The sequence below is a fragment of the Streptomyces sp. B21-105 genome, from assembly GCF_036898465.1.
Taxonomy (GTDB): domain Bacteria; phylum Actinomycetota; class Actinomycetes; order Streptomycetales; family Streptomycetaceae; genus Streptomyces.
The window spans coordinates 2,014,581-2,033,111 of sequence record NZ_JARUMJ010000001.1; the positions used below are offsets into that span (position 1 = coordinate 2,014,581).

Genomic DNA, 18,531 nt, shown 5'->3' on the forward strand with positions numbered 1-18,531 from the left:
GAGGTGTGTTCCGGGGTGTTCAGGTGTGTTCAGCATGCGGCGGGGCCAGGGGCGCGCACAAGCGCGCCCGCCGGCCCCGAAGGGGTCCTACTTCTCGGTCACGCCCGCCGAGTCGAACGTCGCCACCTCGTGCATCGCCCGGGCCGTGCTCTGGACCAGGGGCAGGGCCAGCAGCGCGCCCGTGCCCTCGCCGAGACGGAGGTCGAGGTCGACGAGAGGACGCAGACCCAGTTTGTTCAGGGCGGCCACGTGCCCGGGTTCGGCGCTGCGGTGGCCCGCGATGCACGCCGCGAGGACCTCGGGGGCGATCGCACGGGCCACCAGAGCGGCGGCGCCGGCGCTGACGCCGTCCAGGATCACCGGCGTGCGCAGGGACGCCCCGCCCAGGAGCAGCCCGACCATCGCCGCGTGCTCGAAGCCGCCGATCGCGGCGAGGACGCCGATCGGGTCGGCCGGGTCGGGCTGGTGGAAATCCAGGGCGCGGCGCACGACCTCGGTCTTGCGGGCGAGCGTCTCGTCGTTGATGCCGGTGCCGCGGCCGGTGACCTCGGCGGGGTCGGCGCCCGTGAAGACCGAGATGAGGGCCGCGGACGCGGTCGTGTTCGCGATGCCCATCTCGCCCGTGAGCAGCGCCTTGTTGCCGGCCGCCACCAGGTCGCGGGCCGTCTCGATGCCGACCTCGATGGCCTGCTTGGCCTCCTCGCGGGTCATCGCGGGACCGGTGGTCATGTCGGACGTGCCGGCCCGGACCTTGCGGGGAAGCAGCCCCGGGGTCGCGGGCAGTTCGGCGGCGACGCCCACGTCCACCACGCACACCTCGGCGCCCACCTGGTTCGCGAAGGCGTTGCACACCGCCCCGCCGCCCAGGAAGTTGGCGACCATCTGGGCCGTGACCTCCTGCGGCCAGGGGGTGACCCCCTGCGCGTGGACGCCGTGGTCGCCGGCGAAGATCGCGACGGCCGCGGGCTCCGGGATCGGCGGCGGGCACTGCCGGGACAGACCGGACAGCTGCGCGGAGATGATCTCCAGCATGCCGAGCGAGCCCGGCGGCTTCGTCATGCGCTTCTGTCGTTCCCAGGCCTCGCCGAGCGCCTTGGCGTCCAGCGGGCGGACGCTGGCGACGGTCTCGGCGAGCAGGTCGTGCGGGTCCTCGCCGGGCAGCGCGCGACGGCCGTACGTCTCCTCGTGGACGACCCACGACAGCGGTCGGCGCTTGGCCCAGCCCGCCTGCATCAGCTCGGGCTCCTCCGGGAACTCGTCGACGTAGCCGACGCAGAGGTAGGCGACCACCTCGAGGTGCTCAGGCAGGCCCAGCGCCCGGACCATCTCGCGCTCGTCGAAGAAACTGACCCAGCCGACGCCGAGGCCCTCGGCACGGGCGGCGAGCCAGAGGTTCTCCACCGCGAGCGCGGAGGAGTACGGCGCCATCTGCGGCTGGGTGTGCCGGCCGAGGGTGTGCCGGCCGCCCCGGGTCGGGTCGGCGGTGACGACGATGTTCACCGGGGTGTCGAGGATCGCCTCGATCTTCAGTTCCTTGAACTGCTTCGCCCGGCCCTTGGGCAGCGACTTCGCGTACGCGTCACGCTGGCGGACCGCCAACTCGTGCATCGCGCGCCGGGTGTCGGCGGAGCGGATGACGACGAAGTCCCAGGGCTGCGAGTGACCGACGGAGGGCGCGGTGTGGGCGGCCTCCAGGACGCGCAGCAGCACCTCGTGCGGGATCGGGTCGTCGCGGAAGCCGTTGCGGATGTCCCGGCGCTCGCGCATGACCTTCAGGACGGCCTCGCGCTCGGCGTCGTCGTATCCGGGCGCGGCCGGACCCGCCGACCCCCGCCGCACGCCTTCGGCGGCCGGGGCGTCGTCCTGTTCGGCGGCCCTGGTCTCCAGGTCCTCCGGGCTCTGTACGGCCTCGGGGTCCACGACTCCGGACGCGGCGACGACGCCGGTCTCCTGCGGGGCGGGACCGGGTCCGCCGGGGGCGACTTCGGCGGGCGCGGACTCGCCGGGGGCGGTCTCGCGGGGCGCGGGCACCGTGACGGCGGAAAGGCCGGAAACGGTGGCAGCGGCGGCGGACGGCATCCCGCCCGCCGCTTCCGTGGCTGCCTCGGGGGCCGGCTCGGAGACCGCGACCTCGGAGACCGCGACCTCGGAGACCGCGACCTCGGAGACCGCGACCTCGGAGACCGGGGCCTCGGGGGCCGGCTCCGCGACGGGCTGCACCTCGGTCGGGAGCGCGTGCGGCTGCGACGGGGTAGGGGCGAGGTGCGCGGGGGTGGGCACCTCGTCCTCGACCGGCACGAACTGCCCCAGGGGCTGCTGCGGCGGCGCGGACGCGTGCTCGGGATGCCCGGGCACGGCGTCCTGTGCCTGCGCCTGGTGCGCCGCGTGGTCCGTCTCCGGCTGTCCCAGTGCGGGCTGAGGGCCTTGAGGGGCGGCGGCCGCGCCGGTCGCGTCGCCCGCCTGGGGCACGGGCTGCGGGACGGGGACGGCCGGGGCGAGGAGTGCCACGGGCTCGGGGGCGTCGGCGTCGGTGACGGGCGCCTCGGCGGACGGCTGCGACACGGCCGTCGTCTCCGGGTGGGGCACCGGCTGGGGCTGCGCCACCGCTGCCGGTCCTGCCTCGGGCTCCGGTGCTGCCTCCGGCTGTGACTCCTGCTGCGGCTCCGTGACGGGTGCTTCGGGGGCGACCGCGGTCTCGGGGGCGGACTGCTGAGAGTCCGGGGTGTGGGACGCCGGGTCCGCGATGTGAGTCGCGGATGGAATCGGGGACTCGTGCGCGGGCCGGGTCTCGGGCTCCGCGTCCGCCGGGCGGGTTTCCGGCTGCGGCGCGAGCCCGGCGTCCGCGGCCACTCCGGCGGGCTGTTCCTCGGCGGATGCGGGCTCGGCCCGCGGGACGGTCGGCTCGGCGACGGCGTCGACGCTCTGCACGTGCCCGGATTCCACGGTCTCGGGGGCGGACGCCGCCGGCTCCGGCGCCTCGGCCGCGCTCTCGGTCACGGCGACCTCGACGGGCTGCGGAGCCTCGGCCTCCTCGTGCTCCTCACCAAGGGCGGGCTCGGGCTCCGGGGCCGGGTCGGGCTCGACAGCCGGCACGGCCTCCGGGACGGGAGGCTCGCCGGCGACCGGCACGGCTTGCGTCGGCGTCTGCGGGGCCGGGGCAGTCACGTCGGAGAGATGGGCGTCCGATACCTGGACCTGCGGCTGCGGCTCGAGCTCGGGCTCGGGCTCAGGCTCGGGCTCGGGCTTGAGCTCGGGCTCGGGCTCCTGGGCGGCTTCCGCCGCGGGGCCCGCTTCAAAAGCGTCCGGGGTGTCCGGGGTGTCCGTCTCCACCGGCTCGGCGGGCTGGACCGCCTCCGCGGCGACCTCTCCATCCGGCTCCGCGGCTTCCGGTGTCAGGGACGCCGCCGGGGCGTCCTCGTCCGCCGCCCCCGGCGCCGTCGGCTCGGCGGGGACGTCCGCCGGCTGGTCGCCGCCGGACACGGGCGCGTCTGCGGCCTCGGCCAGCTCCTGTCCGGCCTCCGCCATCATCGCGGCGCCCAGCAGTTCACCGGGGTCGACGACGCCGTACGTCCCGGTGGACGGCGGCTCCGGCGACGCGCCTTCGGGGTCGGCGTGCTCGCTCCCGGGTTCCTGCGGGGCGGTCGCGGCGACCGCCTCGGTTGCCACCCGGGCCACCAAGGCCTGGGCCGCGCCCGCCGGTTCGCCCTGCTGACGCGCCGCGACCGGGGCCGGAACGGCCGCCTCCACGGTCGTCACGCCGGAAGCGGCCGGCGCCTGCGCCGTGACCTGCGCGGCGCCCCAGGGGGACGCGCCCTGCAGCGGCATCTCGCGCAGCTGGGGCACGTCGAGGTACTCGGGTCCCGAGGGGGACGGGCCGGGCTGGCGGACCGGCGCGCCCGCGGGGCCGCGGTCGGCGAGGGAACGGACCGGGCTGGCGGAGGCGTCGGGGATCGGCGGCCCGAGGTGCAGGGGGCGACGCGGGGCCGCCTGCGGGGCCTGGCCGGCCGAAGCACCGGGCAGGCGGACGGCGCTGAGGTCGACCGCGCCGCTGTCGCGGCCGTCCGTCTCGTGCGGGCCGGGCTCGTGCACCGTCTCGACCACCGGCTCCGGGGCGGGCGGGGCCACCTCGTTGCCCCAGGCACTCTGGGCGCCCGGCAGCAGCAACAGGTCTTCGTCCTCGGCGGTGGTCTCGGAGAGGTAGGCGTACGCACCGTGCGCGGGGGCGCCCGGCTGCTCCACCACGCCTGCGTTCTCCGGCAGCGCCTCGCCCGGGACCTGGCCGGTGTCGGTCATGCGTACCCCTCGCCCATCGGTTAGTGCTCTTACGACCAGCTCGCCCGGAGCGGCGCACCGACCGCCCCGCAGTGAGAACGAGCGTCCGTGCCCAGCGGCACGAACGACCCGCTCGAAAAAGCGACAAAGCCATACAGTGGCATTGTCCCGTCCGTCGTGTCGTCGCGACAGCTTGATCCGCGACGCTCCGCTGTGGACTGCGCCACGTTGCGCGCCCTCCGGTTCTGCCGTACCACATCCAGCCCAAAAGGGAGGTGCTTTCCGGACATTGACCGACGAAGCGCCGGGCGACCGAAAGCGGTACGACGATCGGCCAGCCTACCGCGCGCGGTACGACAACAGGATCACCGGGCGGCGTCCCTGGTCAGGTCCTGCGGTCCGCGAGAACCCCCGTGAGCAGGAACGCGACGCTCCGCTCCGTCTCCCTCCAGACCCGGGTGTCGAGCTCGACGGCCTGGACGAGGGCGCACTCGACGCGGTAGTCGTGCTCGGTCAGGTCGCGGCCCACGCGTTCGGCGGCGTCCCGGGTGCCCGCGTGGGTGACGATGCGCTGCGGGCGGCGGTCGGCGACCGCGGCGACGACGGCCGTTCCCCCGCCGCCGACCCGGACGACGTCCGGTTCGGGCAGGTTCTCCAGTACGTGCGGGGCGTCGCCGCGGACGATCTGGAGCTGGACCCCGTGCCGGCGCGCGGCGGCGTCGGTGCGGGCGCAGGCCGACATGTCCCGGTCGACGGCGATGACGGCGGCGCCCGCCCGCGCGGCGTCGGTGGCGAAGGCGCCGCTGCCGCAGCCGATGTCCCAGACGAGGTCGCCCGTCCGCGGCCCCAGGTGGGCGAGTTGGGCCGCGCGCAGCAGCGGCGCCTCGCCCTCGCCCAGCTCGCCGCCGTAGGTGTCGGCGGGCAGGGTCCAGCCGCGCGGGCCGGCGCCCGGGTCACGGCCGGCGATCCAGCCGGCGTCCCCGGCGGCGACCGGACCGGCGGGGCCGATGACGATGACGACGTTGGGGTCGCGCCAGTCGTGGTCGGCCGCCTTGTCGGAGGTGACGACGCTGACCTGCTCGCGGTCGGTGCCGAGTTCCTCGCAGACCACGAAGGTGCGGTGCACGCCCTCCATGAGCAGGCCGAGTTCGGCGGGTCCGGCTCCCGGGGAGGTGAGGACGGCGACCTTGGTGTGGGCGCGGCACACGTTGACCGCCCGGCGCAGGGTGCGCCGGTGAGCGACGACGACCTGGGCGTCGTCCCAGGGCATCCCGGCCCGGGCGAAGGCCGCGGCGACGGCGGAGACGGCCGGGACGACCTCGACCTCCAGGCCGAACTCGGGTGCGCGCAGGGTCCGTACGACGCCGAAGAAGCCCGGGTCGCCGTCGGCGAGGACGACGGCGGTGCCCCGGTGGACGGTGATGCGGCGGGCGGCGAGGGCGACGCTGCCGAGCCGGATGCGTTCCGCGCCGGGCGGCACTTCGGGCAGCGCCAGGTGGTGGGCGGCGCCGGCCACCAGCGTGGCGGCGCCCAGAGCGGAGCGGGCCGCGTCGGTCAGCGGCGAGCCGTCCCAGCCGATCACCGTGACGCGGTCGGCCATCGTCGTCAGTCTCCCCCGGGTTCACGCAGGCAGCGGGCTCCGTGAGGGTACCTGCTCGGCGGGTGGGGGCGACGGCGGTGTCACCGTCGGCGGGGTCAGTTCCAGTCGGTGTACGACGTGAATCCGCCGCTCTCGGCGAAGTGCTCGCCCGCGCCGTCCAGGTCCTCCGGGAGGAGGCTGTAGACGATGTAGTCGGTGCGCACCTCGTTCCAGGTGCCGTCCTCGGCGCGGGCGCGGGCTATACAGGCGCTGCGCAGGACGCCCTCGCTGATGCAGCCGATCTTCTGCGCGACCTGCTGGGCGGCGGTGTTGTCGGCGGCCGTGCGCAGCTCGATGCGCTCGAACTTCTGGTCGGTGAACAGCCATTGGGCGGTGGCCAGTGCCGCCTCGGAGGCGTAGCCCTCGCCGCGCGCCCAGGGGGCGATGATGTACGACAGCTCGGTGGAGCGGACGTGCCAGTTGGTCTTGGCGAGCTGGACGACGCCGACCAGACGCTGGGTGAGGAACTCGGTGACGGCGAGGTCGAGGCCGCGTCCCGTGGTGCGGTGACCGGGCGCGTACTCGGCGATCCAGCGGCGGGCGGCCGCCTCGTCGAAGGGGTGGGGCACGGCGGTCCAGGCGGTGACCTGCTCGTCGTTCATCATGTCGGCCAGGGCGGGCACGTCGTCCTCGTCGAGGGGACGCAGGCCCAACCGCTCCGTGCTGATGGAGATGTCGGGGAAGGTGCTCGTCATGCGCCGCTCCGTAACCTTCGGGACCTCGGGTGAGACCTGCCGCCCCGTCAGGGGGCGGACTGAACTGCCCAGCATGCAGCATGTGAGCCCGGAACCCCACCACGGGGTCCGCGCCGGCTGAAGGCGCGGACCCCGTGCGTGTGTGTCGGGGGCGTGGGTCAGAAGGCGGCCACGACGGCTCCGTGGTACTTGTCCTCGATGAACTTCCTCACCTCGGGAGAGGTGAGCAGAGTGGCCAGCTTCTTCACGCGCGGGTCGTCCTCGTCGCCCTTCTTCACGGCGAGGAAGTTGGCGTACGGGTTGCCCTTCGCGGGCTCCGCCGCCAGGGCGTCCTTCGCCGGGCTGAGCTCGGCCTCCAGCGCGTAGTTGCCGTTGATCACGGCGGCGTCGACGTCGGAGAGGGAGCGCGGCAGCTGGGCGGCCTCGAGTTCCTTGAACTTCAGGCCCTTGGGGTTGGAGGTGACGTCCTTGGGGGTGGCGTCGTAACCGACGCCCGGCTTCAGCCCGATGAGGCCGTGTGCCTGAAGGAGCTTCAGCGCGCGGGCCTCGTTGGTGGTGTCGTTCGGCAGGGCGACGGTGGCGCCCTTCTCCAGCGCGTCGAGCTTCTTGACGCTGCGGGAGTACAGGCCGAGCGGCTCGAGGTGCACGGTGGCGGCGGGCACGGCGACGATGTCGGTGCCGTTCTTCTTGTTGAAGTCGTCGAGGTACGGCTGGTGCTGGAAGTAGTTGGCGTCGACCTCACCCTGCTGGACGGCCGTGTTGGGCGTGACGTAGTCCGTGAACTCCTTGACCTCGAGCGTGAGGCCGGCCTTCGCCGCGAGGTTGTCCTTGATGTAGTCGAGGATCTCGCCCTGCGGGGTGGGGGTGGCGGCGACGGTCAGCGTGGCGTTCGTGTCGGCGCCGGAGTCCTTGTCCGAGCCGCAGGCGGTGAGTCCGAGGGTGAGGGCTCCGGCGGCGAGGACAGCAGTGGCGATCTTGGCGGTGTTACGCACGAAAAGTGCCTTTCCTGAAGGTGATGCGGCCCCGCTGGGGTGTGCGGGGAGTCCGGGTGGCGCGGGGAGTCCGGGTGGCGCGGGGAGTCCGGTGGGCGGCCCTTGGAGGGCTCAGGCGACCTTGCCGACGTCGGCGGCCGCCGGCTCCTTCGCCTTCAGCAGGCGGAGCTTGGGGGCCGGGCCCGAGCCGCCGCGGCGGTGCAGGAAGCTGGCCGCGTAGTCGCCGGCGAACTGGATGAGCGAGATGACGACGGCGAGGACCGCCACCGTGATCCACATCAGGTCGGTCTGGAAGCGCTGGTAGCCGTAGCGGACGGCGATGTCGCCGAGCCCGCCGGCGCCGACGGTGCCGGCCATGGCGGAGTAGCCGATGAGGGTGACGACCGTGGTCGTGGTGCCCGCGACGAGGGAGGGCAGGGACTCCGGGACGAGGACCTTGCGCACGATCGTCCAGGTGCCGCCGCCCATCGACTGCACGGCCTCGACGAGCCCGCCGTCCACTTCGCGGACAGCCGTCTCGACCAGGCGCGCGAAGAACGGGATGGCCCCGATGGCGAGCGGCACGATCGCGGCCTCGCGGCCGATGGTGGTGCCGGTGAGGGTGCGGGTGAAGTTCATCAGCGCCACCATCAGGATGATGAAGGGCATCGAGCGGGCGATGTTCACGATCTGCCCGATGACCTTGTTGGCGAAGACGTTCTGGAGCAGGCCGCCGCGGTCGGTCAGAACCAGCAGCACGCCGAGCGGGAGGCCGCCGGCGACGGCGACGAGGGTGGACCAGCCGACCATGTAGAGGGTGTCCCAACAGGCCTGCGACAGCAGCGGCTGCATCTCCGACCAGCTCACTTGACGCCTCCCTCGATCAGCGCGGGCTCGTGGGGCGCTGGCCCCTGGGGCGCGGGTTCCCCGGGCGCGTGGTCCACGACGTCGATCCGCAGGCCCTGCTCGCGCAGGAAGCCGATGGGCACGACGTTGTCCTCGTAGCGGCCGGGCAGTTCGATGCGCATCCGGCCGATCTGGAGACCGCCGACGGTGTCGACCGCGGCACCGAGGATCGATATGTCGATGTTGTAGGTGCGCGAGAGCCGGGAGATGACGGGCTGGGTGGCGGCCTCACCGTGGAAGGTGACGTCGACGACGGTGCGGTCGGGGCCGCTCGCCTCACCGCCGACCGGGAAGAGCGCGGCGGCCAGTTCGGAGCCGGGCACGGCGAGCAGTTCGCTGACCGTGCCGGACTCGACGACCCTGCCGTGCTCCATGAGCGCGGCGGAGTCGCACACCGACTTCACCACGTCCATCTCGTGCGTGATGAGCAGGACGGTCAGGCCCAGCTGCCGGTTCAGGTCGCGCAGCAACTGCAGGATGGAGCGGGTGGTCTCGGGGTCCAGTGCGCTGGTCGCCTCGTCGGAGAGCAGCACCTTCGGGTCGCCGGCCAGTGCGCGGGCGATGCCGACGCGCTGCTTCTGCCCGCCGGAGAGCTGTGCCGGGTAGGCCTTCGCCCGGTCGGCCAGCCCGACCAGGTCGAGCAGCTCCAGCGCCTTGCGGGAACGTCCCTTCCCGGAGAGGCCGAGGATCTCCAGCGGCAGTTCGACGTTGTCCTGCACGGTCCGCGAGGACAGCAGGTTGAAGTGCTGGAAGACCATGCCGATCCGGCTGCGCGCCTGCCGCAGCTCCCTGCCGGCGCGGGGTCCGCGCCCGGCGAGCGCGGTGAGGTCCCGCCCGTCGACGGTGACCGTGCCGGCGGTGGGGCGTTCCAGGAGGTTGACGCAGCGGATGAGCGAGGACTTCCCGGCGCCGGACCGGCCGATGACGCCGTACACCTCGCCTTCGCGTACGTGCAGGTCGACGCCGTCGAGGGCGGTGACCTCACGGCCGCGCGAGCGGTAGACCTTGGTCAGGCCCGTGGTGGTGATCACGTGGGGGTTTCCGTCACTGTCGAGTGCGCGGGCGTGGGTGTGCCCGGGCGCACGGATGCAGGCTGTCAGGGCGCGACACGGTTCTCGCCGTGGCGGGAACAACGGGAGAGAAACATGTGCGCGGGGCGCGGCTCAGTTCACGTACGGCAGACATGCGGCGTACGGACCTGCCACGGCGTCTCGCTTCGGGGCGCGAGCTCGGGGGCGGTGCGGGGGCCCTCTAGAAGGCGCACATTCGACACATACAACGAGCACCGGGCGTCAGGGTCGCCTCGGTCGCACGGGTGCGGCAGCTCGTCGTGGTCATGAGCATCAGTAAACCAGACGTACGGTCCTGACCGAGACTCGGCTGTCCGGATGCCGGACAGCCATGGACAGTCCCGGGCCGCTCCTCCCCAGGTCCGGCGAACTCCCCTCTCCCGGCCGCGACCAGCGCCGACGGCGCGGACCACCCCCGCACCACGAGGCCGGCAGCCGGTCCGCGGGCCGGGCGCGTTGTGGCCGACGCCACGGTCGTCCTGCCGTCCGACGTGGCGGCGCGGGGCCGACCGCGGGGTGTCTGTTACGCCGTATTAAGGTCACTGCATGCTTGATGCCCTGACGGCGGCGACCGGCCTCGCCGCGTTGCTGCTCGCCGCCTGGTGCGGCTGGGCCGCCCACCGCGACCAGCCGACCAAGGACTGGCACTTCATCGGGATGGCCGTGGTCTCGCTGCTGGCGACGGTCCAGCTGGTGATCGGGATCGTGCAGCTGACGCGGGGCGAGAAGCCGGAACAGGGCACGACGCTCTTCGTGGCGTATCTGCTGGGCGCGTTCGCGTGCGTGCCGACGGCGGGTTTCATGTCGCTGGCCGAGCGGACCCGTTGGGGTTCGGTGACGGTCGCCGCGGGCGGCGTGGTGCTCGCCGTGCTCGAGGTGCGGCTCTTCGACATCTGGGGAGGCTGAGATGACGGCGGTGCAGGAGAAGCCGGACCGACTGATCAGCGGGCCGGGGATGCTGCTGGTGTGGTTCTACGGCGTGATGGTGGTCGGGGCGGTGTCGCGGTCGGCGTACGAGATCGCCGCGCACTTCGAGCGGGCGCCGCTGTCGTACACGCTGTCGGCGGCGGCCGGCGTGGTGTACGGCTTCATCACGTACTCGCTGGTACGGGGCGGCGAGACGGCCCGCACGGCGGCGCGGTTGTGCTGCGCCGCCGAACTCGCGGGCGTACTGATCGTCGGGACCTGGACCCTGGTCCAGCCGTCCGCCTTCCCCGAGCCGACCGTGTGGTCCGACTACGGGTTCGGGTACGTCTTCATCCCCGTCCTGCTGCCGGTGTCGGCCCTGTACTGGCTGCGCACCTCCCGTACGGCCACCCCGGCTGCGCCGTCCACGCCGTAGCCGCGTAGTCGGCTACGCCGTAGCGGCGTACTCCCCGGCCTGCTTCTCCAGGACGATCATCGGTACGCCGTCCGTGCCCTGGGAGGTGCCGACCGTCTCGTAGCCGACCCGGCGGTAGAGGCGCAGGTTGCCCTCGCTGCGGTGGCCGGCGAAGAGGCGGAACTTCTTGGCGCCGCGCTCGCCGCCCAGCGCCGTCTCGGCGGCGCGCAGCAGCCTCGCGCCGATGCCGTGCCCCTGGAGGCGGGGGTGCACGCAGAGCTTGCCGATGGCGGCGGCGCCGTCCTCGGTGAGGGTGCCGCGTACCGAGCCGACCACCTCGTCGCCCAGCCGGGCCACGAAGACGCAGTCGGCGGCGAGTTCCTGCCGGACCGAGTCGAGGCTCTGGACGAGCGGGGCGATGCGGTAGTTCCCGTACAGCGCGGCTTCGCTCTGGAAGCACAGGTACTGCAGTCTGAAGATCTGCTCGGCATCCTGCTCGGTCGCCACCGAGATGGTCACGCTCATGCCCATGTGCGCACGCCTCCCGCTCACCTGATCGCCTGTGGTCCCTCACTCCTATCCCCGCACTTCGGGAGCCGCAACCTCCGGTGCGAGCAAACGGCGAAGACATCCCAGACATCTGGAACGTTCCGGTCCGAGACTGCCCTGTGAGATACCCAACTTCCCTGCGATCTCCCGGTAGGTGAGGTCCTCGGGCGAGAGGAGGGCATGCAGCAGACGCGAGCAGCGGCCGGGCAGCCGGTGCACGGCCGCGCGCAGGGCGCGGTGGCGGGCGGCGGTCAGGGCCAGGTGCTCGGGACCTCGCTCGGCCGCGTCGGCGGGCTCGGTCTCGTAGGGCTCGTAGGGCTGTTCACGGCGGGCGGTACGGCGGGCGCGGCGGACCTCCGCGCGAACGGCCCGGCGCAGCCAGCCCTCGGGGTCGCGGGGCGGATCGTCGGCGGCGAGGCGTTCGAGCAGCCGGAGCCAGACCGCCTGCTCCAGGTCGCCGGGTTCGGCGCCGGCGGCAGGGGCCTCCGCGGAGGCCTCCGCGCTGAGCAGCGGGTGCAGGGAGGCGAGCAAGTCGGGGGTCATATGCCCCACGATGCGGCGGCCCGGGCGTTCGGTTGCCCGGGCCGCCGACTGTCACCCCAACGAGGACTCAGCCGTTGACGAAGTCCGCGCGGGCCAGCACCCCGGTGTCCGGGTTGTCCGTGAAGACCCCGTCGATGCCGGTCGCGAAGTAGGTGCGGAACGCGCCGAAGGAGTCGCCGTAGGCGTCCGCGTCCGAGCCCTTGCGGAAGTCTGCGGGCAGGAAGGGGTTCTCGTTGCGCATGGTGTACGGGTGCAGGACCAGGCCGACCGCGTGGGCGTCCTTGACCAGGGTGGTCGGCCTGGTCAGGTTGCCGGCCGCGTCCCTGGGAATGACGAGGTCGAGGGTGGGGCCGATGCCCTGCGCGTACCCGGCGATCTCCCGCAGGCCGGCCCGCGTGATCAGGTCGGCGACGGTGCGCGGGTCGCCCGTCTCCACGAAGTCCCAGGGGCGGGAGCCGGCGGTGGACAGCAGCACGACGAGCGGGTTGTCGACCAGCTTGTTCAAACGCTGGACGCCGGTCGGCTCGAAGGACTGCAGGACGACCGGCGAGTTCTTTCTGTCCTTGCCGTGCTTGTGCAGCAGTTTCGCGACCCGCTCCTCCAGGCCCAGGCCCAGCTTGCGGAAGTAGGTGGGGTGCTTGGTCTCGGGGTAGATCCAGACCTGCTTGCCGCGCTTACGCGTCTGCTCGTCCTGCCACTTCAGGACCTCCTCGAAGGTGGGGATCCCCAGCGGCCGTCGTAGAGCGTGTTGTGCGGGCGGTTGGCCGGGATGCGCTCGACCGCCCGCAGTCTCTTCAGCTCGGCGAGCGTGAAGTCCTCCGTGAACCAGCCGGTGGTGGGGACGCCGTCGAGCACCTTCATGGTCCGGCGGCCGGCGAACTCGGGGTGGGCGGCGACGTCCGTCGTACCGCCGATCTCCGGCTCGTGCCGGCAGACGAGATGGCCGTCCCGGGTGGGGACGAGGTCACCGGCCTCTACGATGTCGGCCCCCAGGTCGAGAGCGAGCTGGTAGGAGCCGAAGGTGTGCTCGGGGCGGTAGCCGCTGGCGCCGCGATGACCGATGACGGTCGGCACCGGAAGGCTCTTGAGCCCGTCTCCTCCATGCCGTGCCTCGGCGGCCGCCGCCGCGGTGCCGGACAGACCGAGCACGCCTCCGGCGCCGAGCACGGCCGCGCCGAGGAGCGCCCGCCGCCCGGTGCCGCCCGCGTGCGCCTGCTCGTTCGAGTCCTGCGTGTTCTGCGTTCCCATGAGGGGCCTCCAGCCGTCGGCTCGTCCTGCGGGCCGATGGTAGGGGCGTGGACATGACCGCCGGGAGACCTCGGCCCCAACACGCGGAGGACGGCGGACGGCACGTGGTGTACGGCGGACGGCACGTGGTGTACGCCGGGTGCGGGACGTCGTCTACGACGGATGCGGTCCGTGCGGTACGTCGAGGTGACGGTTCGTCGGACGTGGGCGGTTCGACGCGGTCCGCGCCGGGGAACCCGGTCGGCGCCGGTCCCGGGGGCTCCGCCCTGGGGGCTCGGCCCTGGGGCGCGCGGGCTCGGTGGCGCCGGGGCTCGGGGGCTTCCTCCGATTTCCGGGGCGGTCCTCTTCGTTCCGTCCGGATGACGGGCGGGCGACTGGCGGGCGGCGATGCGGCCGTACAGGTAAACAAACGTCAACAGTGCGTAAGACCTGGGTGACCCGATGTGCGTCGGCCCCCGGCCCGCGAGTATCGTCCTCACCTGCACAGACTCATACCGTTTTCCCTTGACATCGGAGGGCTCGTTGTCGCGCTTCGCGCTCATCAAGGCAGTGCTCGGACCGGTCATGCGCATGATGTTCCGCCCCCGGGTCGAGGGCGCGGAGCACATCCCGGGCGACGGCCCGGTGATCCTGGCCGGCAATCACCTCACGTTCATCGACTCGATGATCCTGCCGCTGGTGTGCGACCGACAGGTCCTCTTCATCGGCAAGGACGAGTACGTCACCGGCAAGAGTCTCAAGGGCCGGCTGATGGCCTGGTTCTTCACCGGGGTCGGCATGATCCCGGTGGACCGGGACGGGGGCCGGGGCGGCGTGGCAGCGCTGATGACCGGGCGCCGGATCCTGGAGGAGGGCAAGGTCTTCGGGATCTACCCCGAGGGAACGCGGTCCCCCGACGGCCGTCTCTACCGGGGCCGCACCGGTATCGCGCGGCTGACGCTGATGACGGGTGCGCCCGTCGTGCCGTTCGCGATGATCGGCACGGACAAGCTGCAGCCGGGCGGAGCGGGGATGCCCCGTCCGGGCCGGGTGACGGTCCGGTTCGGCGAGGCGATGGAGTTCTCCCGGTACGACGGGATGGACCGGGACCGCTATGTGCTGCGAGCCGTCACCGACTCCGTGATGACCGAGGTCATGCGGCTGTCGGGACAGGAGTACGTGGACATGTACGCCACCAAGGCCAAGGCGGCGTGACCCACGGGTCCCGCACCCCTCGCGGTACTCGTACCCGTCGCGGTACGTCGTACCCGTCGCGGTGCGGGACCTGCCCGGTGACGGGCGGACGCCGTTTCGCACGTCACCGGTTCGCATCCGTCAGCCGGCGGTCTCCAGTCGCTGCCCCCTGAGCAGGAACCACGCCGCGACCGCCGCCGCCAGCAGGACCGCCGCGCCCACTCCGGACGCCACCGCCAAGCCGTCGACGAAAGCCTCGCGGGCCGACGCCAGCATCTCCGCGCCCGCGGCCGGCGGCAGATGCCCCGCCGCCTCCACCGCGCCGCCCAGCGACTCGTGCGCCCGCCCCGGCGTGCCCGCCGGAGCCGCGAAGCCCCGGTAGACGCCGGTCACGATCGAGCCGAGCAGGGCGATGCCGAGCGCCGCGCCCAGTTCGTACGCCGTCTCGGAGACGGCCGAGGCCGCGCCCGCCTGGTTCTTCGGCACCGAGCCGAGGACGACGTCCGCGGTCACCGTGAAGGAGAACCCGGCGCCCACGCCCACCACCAACAGGGCCGCGCCCAGCAGGGGATAACCGGTGGTCCGGGTGACCGTCGTCAGCACCGCCAGCGCCAGGCCGATCGCGGCGAGACCGCCGCAGACCACGGCCCGCACCGAGAAGCGGCGCGCCACGCGGCCTGCCAGCAGACCGGCCGTCACCGCGCCCACCGCCGCCGGCAGTTCGGCCAGTCCCGCCTCCAGGGGCCGCCTGCCCTGTACCGACTGCAGGTACTGGGAGAGGAAGAACACCAGGCCGGACATGCCGAGCACGGTCAGCAGGTCGGCCAGCACCGCGCCGCTGAAACCGCGCCTGCGGAACAGCCGCATGTCCAGCAGCGGGACCGGGAGCGCGAACTGACGGCGCACGAAGCCGTACAGCGCGCCGGCGCCGAGCACGGCCGCGGCGAGGGTCTCCCAGGTCGGGCCGTGACCGGCGGTCTCCTTGACGGCGTACACGACGGCGATCACGCCGACCAGCGACAGCGTCACGCTGACCAGATCCCAGGGGCCGCGGTCGGGGTTCCGGGACTCGGGCAGCGTCTTCATGCCGACCAGCACGAGCACCAGCATGACGGGCAGGTTGATGAGGAAGACCGAGCCCCACCAGAAGTGCTCCAGGAGGAATCCGCCCAGGATCGGGCCGACCGCCGTGCCCGCCGAGGCCGTCGCACCCCAGATGCCGACCGCCAGACTGCGTTCGCGCGGGTCGTGGAAGAGGTTGCGGATCAGGGCGAGGGTCGCCGGCATGAGGGTCGCTCCGGCCACGCCCAGCAGGGCGCGGGCCGCGATCATCGTCTCCGGGGACGTCGCATAGGCGTTGAGGACCGAGATCAGGCCGAACGCGGTGGCGCCGATCAGCAGGATCCGCTTGCGCCCGATGCGGTCGCCGAGGCTGCCCATCGAGACGAGCAGGCCGGCGATGACGAACGAGTAAACGTCACCGATCCAGAGCAGCTGGGTGCCGGAGGGTTCGAGATCCTCGCTGATGTACGGGGTCGCGAGACCGAGGACGGTCGCGTCGACGGCCACCAGCAGCACGGCGAGCACGAGGACGGAGAGCGCCAGCCAACGGTCGGGGCGCCTCACCGCCTCGGTCGTGGTCGCCGGCTGCAGGGTGCTGGTCATGGTTCCTCTGTTCGTGAGCTGGGCGAGTCGAAGGGTCGGGGGACGGGGACGGGGACGGAGGACCGCTCCAACCGGTGCGGTGGGCGGTCGGCGGACGCTGCGCGGTGGCGCCGGCGGGACCTGGTTGCGCAGTGCGTCTAGTGGCGCAGTGCGCCGCCGAGAAGCAGCTCGGTGATCATGTGGGTGAAGTCCTTGCCGGCGACCCGGCCCTCGGAGACCGCCCAGGCGCCGGAGGCGAGCAGGCCGTAGAGCGCCTCGGTGAGCCAGGCGGGGGTGAGGTCGATGCGGAACTCGCCGTCGGCCTGGCCGCGCTGGAACAGGGCCGCGACGCGCTCGTCGATCCTGGTCCAGCCCGGGTTCTGCTGCTCGCCCTCGAACAGCTGGTTCTCGGTGTAGAGGAAGGCGAGCAGGGCGGCGGCCGGTTCGATCTCCCGGACGAGCCGGCGTACGGCGTCGGGGGCCGGGCCCTCGTCCGGCCTGGCCGCGTCCAGGGCGGACTCGCACTCCGCGATGCCGAGGGACTCCAGGGCGCGCACGAGCGCGTCACGCCCGGCGAAGTGGCGGTGCAGCGTGGCCCGGCTGATCCCGGCCGCCTTGGCGACCTCGTCCATCGTCGCGGTGGATCTGCGGGTCAGCAGGGCCGCGGCAGTGCGCAGCACATGGTCTCGGTCGACAGCCATGAGACAAGACTAAACCACATGAGACACACTTGTCTCATTCTGAGCGGGCGCGGCTCCTGGCGCGGTCAGGGGCGGGCTGAGGACGGTGGGGCGGTCGGGGCGGCGGCCCGCCGGACGTCGTGAGCTCGCTCAGTGCCAGGGCAGCCGGCTGCGCCGCTCCCAGTAGGCCTGCGGGTCCTCCGACAGGCCGGCCAGCCGGTCCAGCTGGTCGTCGTCGAGGTCGACGGCCGCCGCGTGCAGGTTGGAGGCGAGCTGGGCGACGGTCGCCGCGCCGGAGAGGACGACGCCGGCCCAGGGCCGGCGCAGGATCACCGCGAGGGCGACGGCGTCACAGCCGACGCCCGCCTCCTTGGCCACCGCCTTGAGGGCGTCCGGTGCGGGGTCGGCGAGGCGACCGTTGGCCATGCCCTCCTTCACGATCACCGTGAGTCCGGCTTCACGGGCTTCGGCGAGGGCCGGTCCGGCCGAGGTCTCCAGGACGTTGTAGGTCGACTGGACCGTGCGGAAGAGGGGTTCGCCGTCGACCGTCACGGCGAGCGCGGCGCGGATGGTTTCGGCCTGGGCGGGACCGCTGGTGGAGAAGCCGACGGTGCGGCCGCGGGTTGCGGCCTCCGCCAGTTTCGCGTGCAGCTGCTTGTCGGTGAGGGCGGGGCTGTCCGGGGTCACCGAGTGGATCTGGTAGAGGTCGAGCCGGTCGCCGAGCAGGCCGTCCGTCTCCCGGCGCTGACGTTCGTAGGTGGCGAGGCCGTGGTCCTTGACCTCGTGCGTCTCGGCGTCCGCCGACCAGTCGGCCGTGTACGTGTACCCCCACTTGCTGCCCACGACGACGTCGTCGGCGTCGGGGCGGGCCGCGAGCCAGCCGGCGAGGAACTCCTCGGAGCGGCCGTAGGAGCGGGCCGCGTCGACGTAACGGACGCCCTGGGCATAGGCGGCGTCCAGGAGTTCGTGCGTACGGGCGCGGAGGGCTTCGACGCTGCGGTCCTGCGGGAGGTCCCGGTCACGGCCCAGGTTGAGATAGCCGGGGCGGCCGACGGCGGCGAGTCCGAAGCCGATGTGGCAGGTGGGGGTGGTCGCTGCGGCGAGGCGGGCGAAGGGCATCGCGGGCTCCGTTCGGTCGGCTCCGGTGGTACGGCTGACGACCAACTTGACGTGCTCCCTGGCCTAAAGTCCAGGGATTCCGGCCTGGGTCGGCTGACCCTTCCGGGGGCTTCCCGCTTCACCGCGCTGTGCCAGGACTTTCGTCCCGGTCTTACCGGCGCTCCACGAGGCGTTTAGCGTCTCCGCCCGTCCGGCGGCGACGATTCGGCGTCCTTCGAAGAGGACGTTGCGGGCTGCGTTGTGGTCGCGGTCGTGCACGGTGCCACAGGCCCCGCACGTCCACTCCCGGACGTGCAGGGGCTTGGGGCCGTCCCGGAATCCGCAGGCCGAGCAGACCTGAGAGGACGGAAAAGCACGGTCCGCCTTGGTGAAGATGCGGCCGTGCAGAGCCGCTTTGTATTCCAGCATGGCGACGAACGCGGACCATCCCGCGTCGTGCACGGATTTGGCGAGCCGGGTACGGCCGAGGCCGGACACCGCGAGGTCTACCACGTACACCGCTTGGTTGTCGCGGATGATCTGTGTGGAAGCCTTGTGGTGGAACCCGGCGCTGGTCGGCCACCCTGGCGTGCTGGCGTGCGACCTTGATTGGCCGCCCTCATACTTCTCCGCATCGTGCGGCGGAGCACCATTGGCGATCGTCCGCCAGTACATCGAGCAGCAAAAACGTCCGCTCTGACGTGCACGTCAGAGCAGTCTTG

14 protein-coding genes and 3 pseudogenes are annotated in these 18,531 nt (G+C 72.8%); 4 read left to right on the forward strand and 13 right to left on the reverse strand.

The features are described from left to right. Nucleotides 1-87: 87 nt before the first annotated feature. The 6 genes from cobT to QA802_RS09055 all read right to left on the reverse strand — a co-directional run bounded on the left by cobT (nt 88) and on the right by QA802_RS09055 (nt 9,514). On the reverse strand, nt 88-4,293 hold the full coding sequence (gene cobT / locus QA802_RS09030) for a nicotinate-nucleotide--dimethylbenzimidazole phosphoribosyltransferase (RefSeq protein ID WP_334519740.1): 4,206 nt from the start codon (nt 4,291-4,293) through the stop codon (nt 88-90). 364 nt (nt 4,294-4,657) lie between these two features. Continuing rightward, nucleotides 4,658-5,872 carry a precorrin-6y C5,15-methyltransferase (decarboxylating) subunit CbiE gene (cbiE, locus tag QA802_RS09035; protein WP_334519743.1) on the reverse strand — a complete coding sequence of 405 codons (1,215 nt, stop codon included), beginning with the start codon at nt 5,870-5,872 and terminating at the stop codon, nt 4,658-4,660. Between the two features lie 95 nt (nt 5,873-5,967). Then, nucleotides 5,968-6,606: a GNAT family N-acetyltransferase gene (locus QA802_RS09040; RefSeq protein ID WP_319166099.1), complete on the reverse strand. Its 639-nt coding sequence runs from the start codon at nt 6,604-6,606 to the stop codon at nt 5,968-5,970. Nucleotides 6,607-6,764: 158 nt separating this feature from the next. Further along, nucleotides 6,765-7,598: a MetQ/NlpA family ABC transporter substrate-binding protein gene (locus QA802_RS09045; RefSeq protein ID WP_334519746.1), complete on the reverse strand. Its 834-nt coding sequence runs from the start codon at nt 7,596-7,598 to the stop codon at nt 6,765-6,767. A 111-nt stretch (nt 7,599-7,709) separates the two neighbouring features. Further along, nucleotides 7,710-8,444 carry a methionine ABC transporter permease gene (locus tag QA802_RS09050; RefSeq protein ID WP_334519749.1) on the reverse strand — a complete coding sequence of 245 codons (735 nt, stop codon included), beginning with the start codon at nt 8,442-8,444 and terminating at the stop codon, nt 7,710-7,712. Next, on the reverse strand, nt 8,441-9,514 hold the full coding sequence (locus tag QA802_RS09055) for a methionine ABC transporter ATP-binding protein (RefSeq protein ID WP_334519752.1): 1,074 nt from the start codon (nt 9,512-9,514) through the stop codon (nt 8,441-8,443). The genes QA802_RS09050 and QA802_RS09055 overlap by 4 nt, the downstream gene beginning before the upstream one ends. A gap of 585 nt (nt 9,515-10,099) precedes the next feature. Between QA802_RS09055 and QA802_RS09060 the strand changes: the two genes are divergently transcribed. Then, nucleotides 10,100-10,459, forward strand: a complete 360-nt coding sequence (locus tag QA802_RS09060; RefSeq protein ID WP_334519755.1) for a hypothetical protein — start codon at nt 10,100-10,102, stop codon at nt 10,457-10,459. A gap of 1 nt (nt 10,460) precedes the next feature. Beyond that, nucleotides 10,461-10,895, forward strand: a complete 435-nt coding sequence (locus QA802_RS09065) for a hypothetical protein (protein ID WP_334519758.1) — start codon at nt 10,461-10,463, stop codon at nt 10,893-10,895. 12 nt (nt 10,896-10,907) lie between these two features. Here the strand turns inward: QA802_RS09065 and QA802_RS09070 are convergent, their stop codons facing one another. The 3 genes and pseudogenes from QA802_RS09070 to QA802_RS09080 form a co-directional block, all read right to left on the reverse strand. After that, entirely contained in the window at nt 10,908-11,405 is a 498-nt protein-coding gene (locus QA802_RS09070) for a GNAT family N-acetyltransferase (protein ID WP_334519760.1), read from the reverse strand. A gap of 45 nt (nt 11,406-11,450) precedes the next feature. Continuing rightward, nucleotides 11,451-11,966, reverse strand: a complete 516-nt coding sequence (locus tag QA802_RS09075; RefSeq protein ID WP_319166106.1) for an RNA polymerase sigma factor — start codon at nt 11,964-11,966, stop codon at nt 11,451-11,453. 67 nt (nt 11,967-12,033) lie between these two features. Beyond that, a pseudogene (locus tag QA802_RS09080) lies at nt 12,034-13,214 on the reverse strand (glycerophosphodiester phosphodiesterase). A 522-nt stretch (nt 13,215-13,736) separates the two neighbouring features. Here QA802_RS09080 and QA802_RS09085 point away from each other — a divergent pair. Beyond that, a complete protein-coding gene (locus QA802_RS09085; RefSeq protein ID WP_334534431.1) occupies nt 13,737-14,408 on the forward strand; it encodes a lysophospholipid acyltransferase family protein in 672 nt (223 codons plus the stop codon). 120 nt (nt 14,409-14,528) lie between these two features. Here QA802_RS09085 and QA802_RS09090 read toward each other — a convergent pair whose 3' ends face one another. The 4 genes and pseudogenes from QA802_RS09090 to QA802_RS09105 form a co-directional block, all read right to left on the reverse strand. After that, the gene (locus tag QA802_RS09090) at nt 14,529-16,052 is read right to left on the reverse strand and encodes an MFS transporter (RefSeq protein ID WP_334519763.1); all 1,524 of its coding nucleotides are present in this window, start codon (nt 16,050-16,052) and stop codon (nt 14,529-14,531) included. A gap of 137 nt (nt 16,053-16,189) precedes the next feature. Continuing rightward, nucleotides 16,190-16,732, reverse strand: coding sequence for a TetR/AcrR family transcriptional regulator (locus QA802_RS09095; RefSeq protein ID WP_334519765.1), 543 nt, complete (start codon nt 16,730-16,732; stop codon nt 16,190-16,192). A 129-nt stretch (nt 16,733-16,861) separates the two neighbouring features. After that, on the reverse strand, nt 16,862-17,830 hold the full coding sequence (locus QA802_RS09100; protein ID WP_334519768.1) for an aldo/keto reductase: 969 nt from the start codon (nt 17,828-17,830) through the stop codon (nt 16,862-16,864). Between the two features lie 63 nt (nt 17,831-17,893). Then, a pseudogene (locus QA802_RS09105) lies at nt 17,894-18,419 on the reverse strand (RNA-guided endonuclease InsQ/TnpB family protein); the annotation flags it as partial. Here QA802_RS09105 and QA802_RS09110 point away from each other — a divergent pair. Then, nucleotides 18,420-18,509, forward strand: a pseudogene (locus QA802_RS09110) (transposase); the annotation flags it as partial. Between the last annotated feature and the right edge of the window lie 22 nt (nt 18,510-18,531).

What these genes read in the sequence shown, in the direction of transcription:
- cobT (WP_334519740.1), bottom strand. Translation starts at nt 4,293, where the DNA reads ATGACCGACACCGGCCAGGTCCCGGGCGAGGCGCTGCCGGAGAACGCA.
- cbiE (WP_334519743.1), bottom strand. Translation starts at nt 5,872, where the DNA reads ATGGCCGACCGCGTCACGGTGATCGGCTGGGACGGCTCGCCGCTGACC.
- QA802_RS09040 (WP_319166099.1), bottom strand. Translation starts at nt 6,606, where the DNA reads ATGACGAGCACCTTCCCCGACATCTCCATCAGCACGGAGCGGTTGGGC.
- QA802_RS09060 (WP_334519755.1), top strand. Translation starts at nt 10,100, where the DNA reads ATGCTTGATGCCCTGACGGCGGCGACCGGCCTCGCCGCGTTGCTGCTC.
- QA802_RS09065 (WP_334519758.1), top strand. Translation starts at nt 10,461, where the DNA reads ATGACGGCGGTGCAGGAGAAGCCGGACCGACTGATCAGCGGGCCGGGG.
- QA802_RS09070 (WP_334519760.1), bottom strand. Translation starts at nt 11,405, where the DNA reads ATGGGCATGAGCGTGACCATCTCGGTGGCGACCGAGCAGGATGCCGAG.
- QA802_RS09075 (WP_319166106.1), bottom strand. Translation starts at nt 11,966, where the DNA reads ATGACCCCCGACTTGCTCGCCTCCCTGCACCCGCTGCTCAGCGCGGAG.
- QA802_RS09090 (WP_334519763.1), bottom strand. Translation starts at nt 16,052, where the DNA reads ATGACCAGCACCCTGCAGCCGGCGACCACGACCGAGGCGGTGAGGCGC.
- QA802_RS09095 (WP_334519765.1), bottom strand. Translation starts at nt 16,732, where the DNA reads ATGGCTGTCGACCGAGACCATGTGCTGCGCACTGCCGCGGCCCTGCTG.
- QA802_RS09100 (WP_334519768.1), bottom strand. Translation starts at nt 17,830, where the DNA reads ATGCCCTTCGCCCGCCTCGCCGCAGCGACCACCCCCACCTGCCACATC.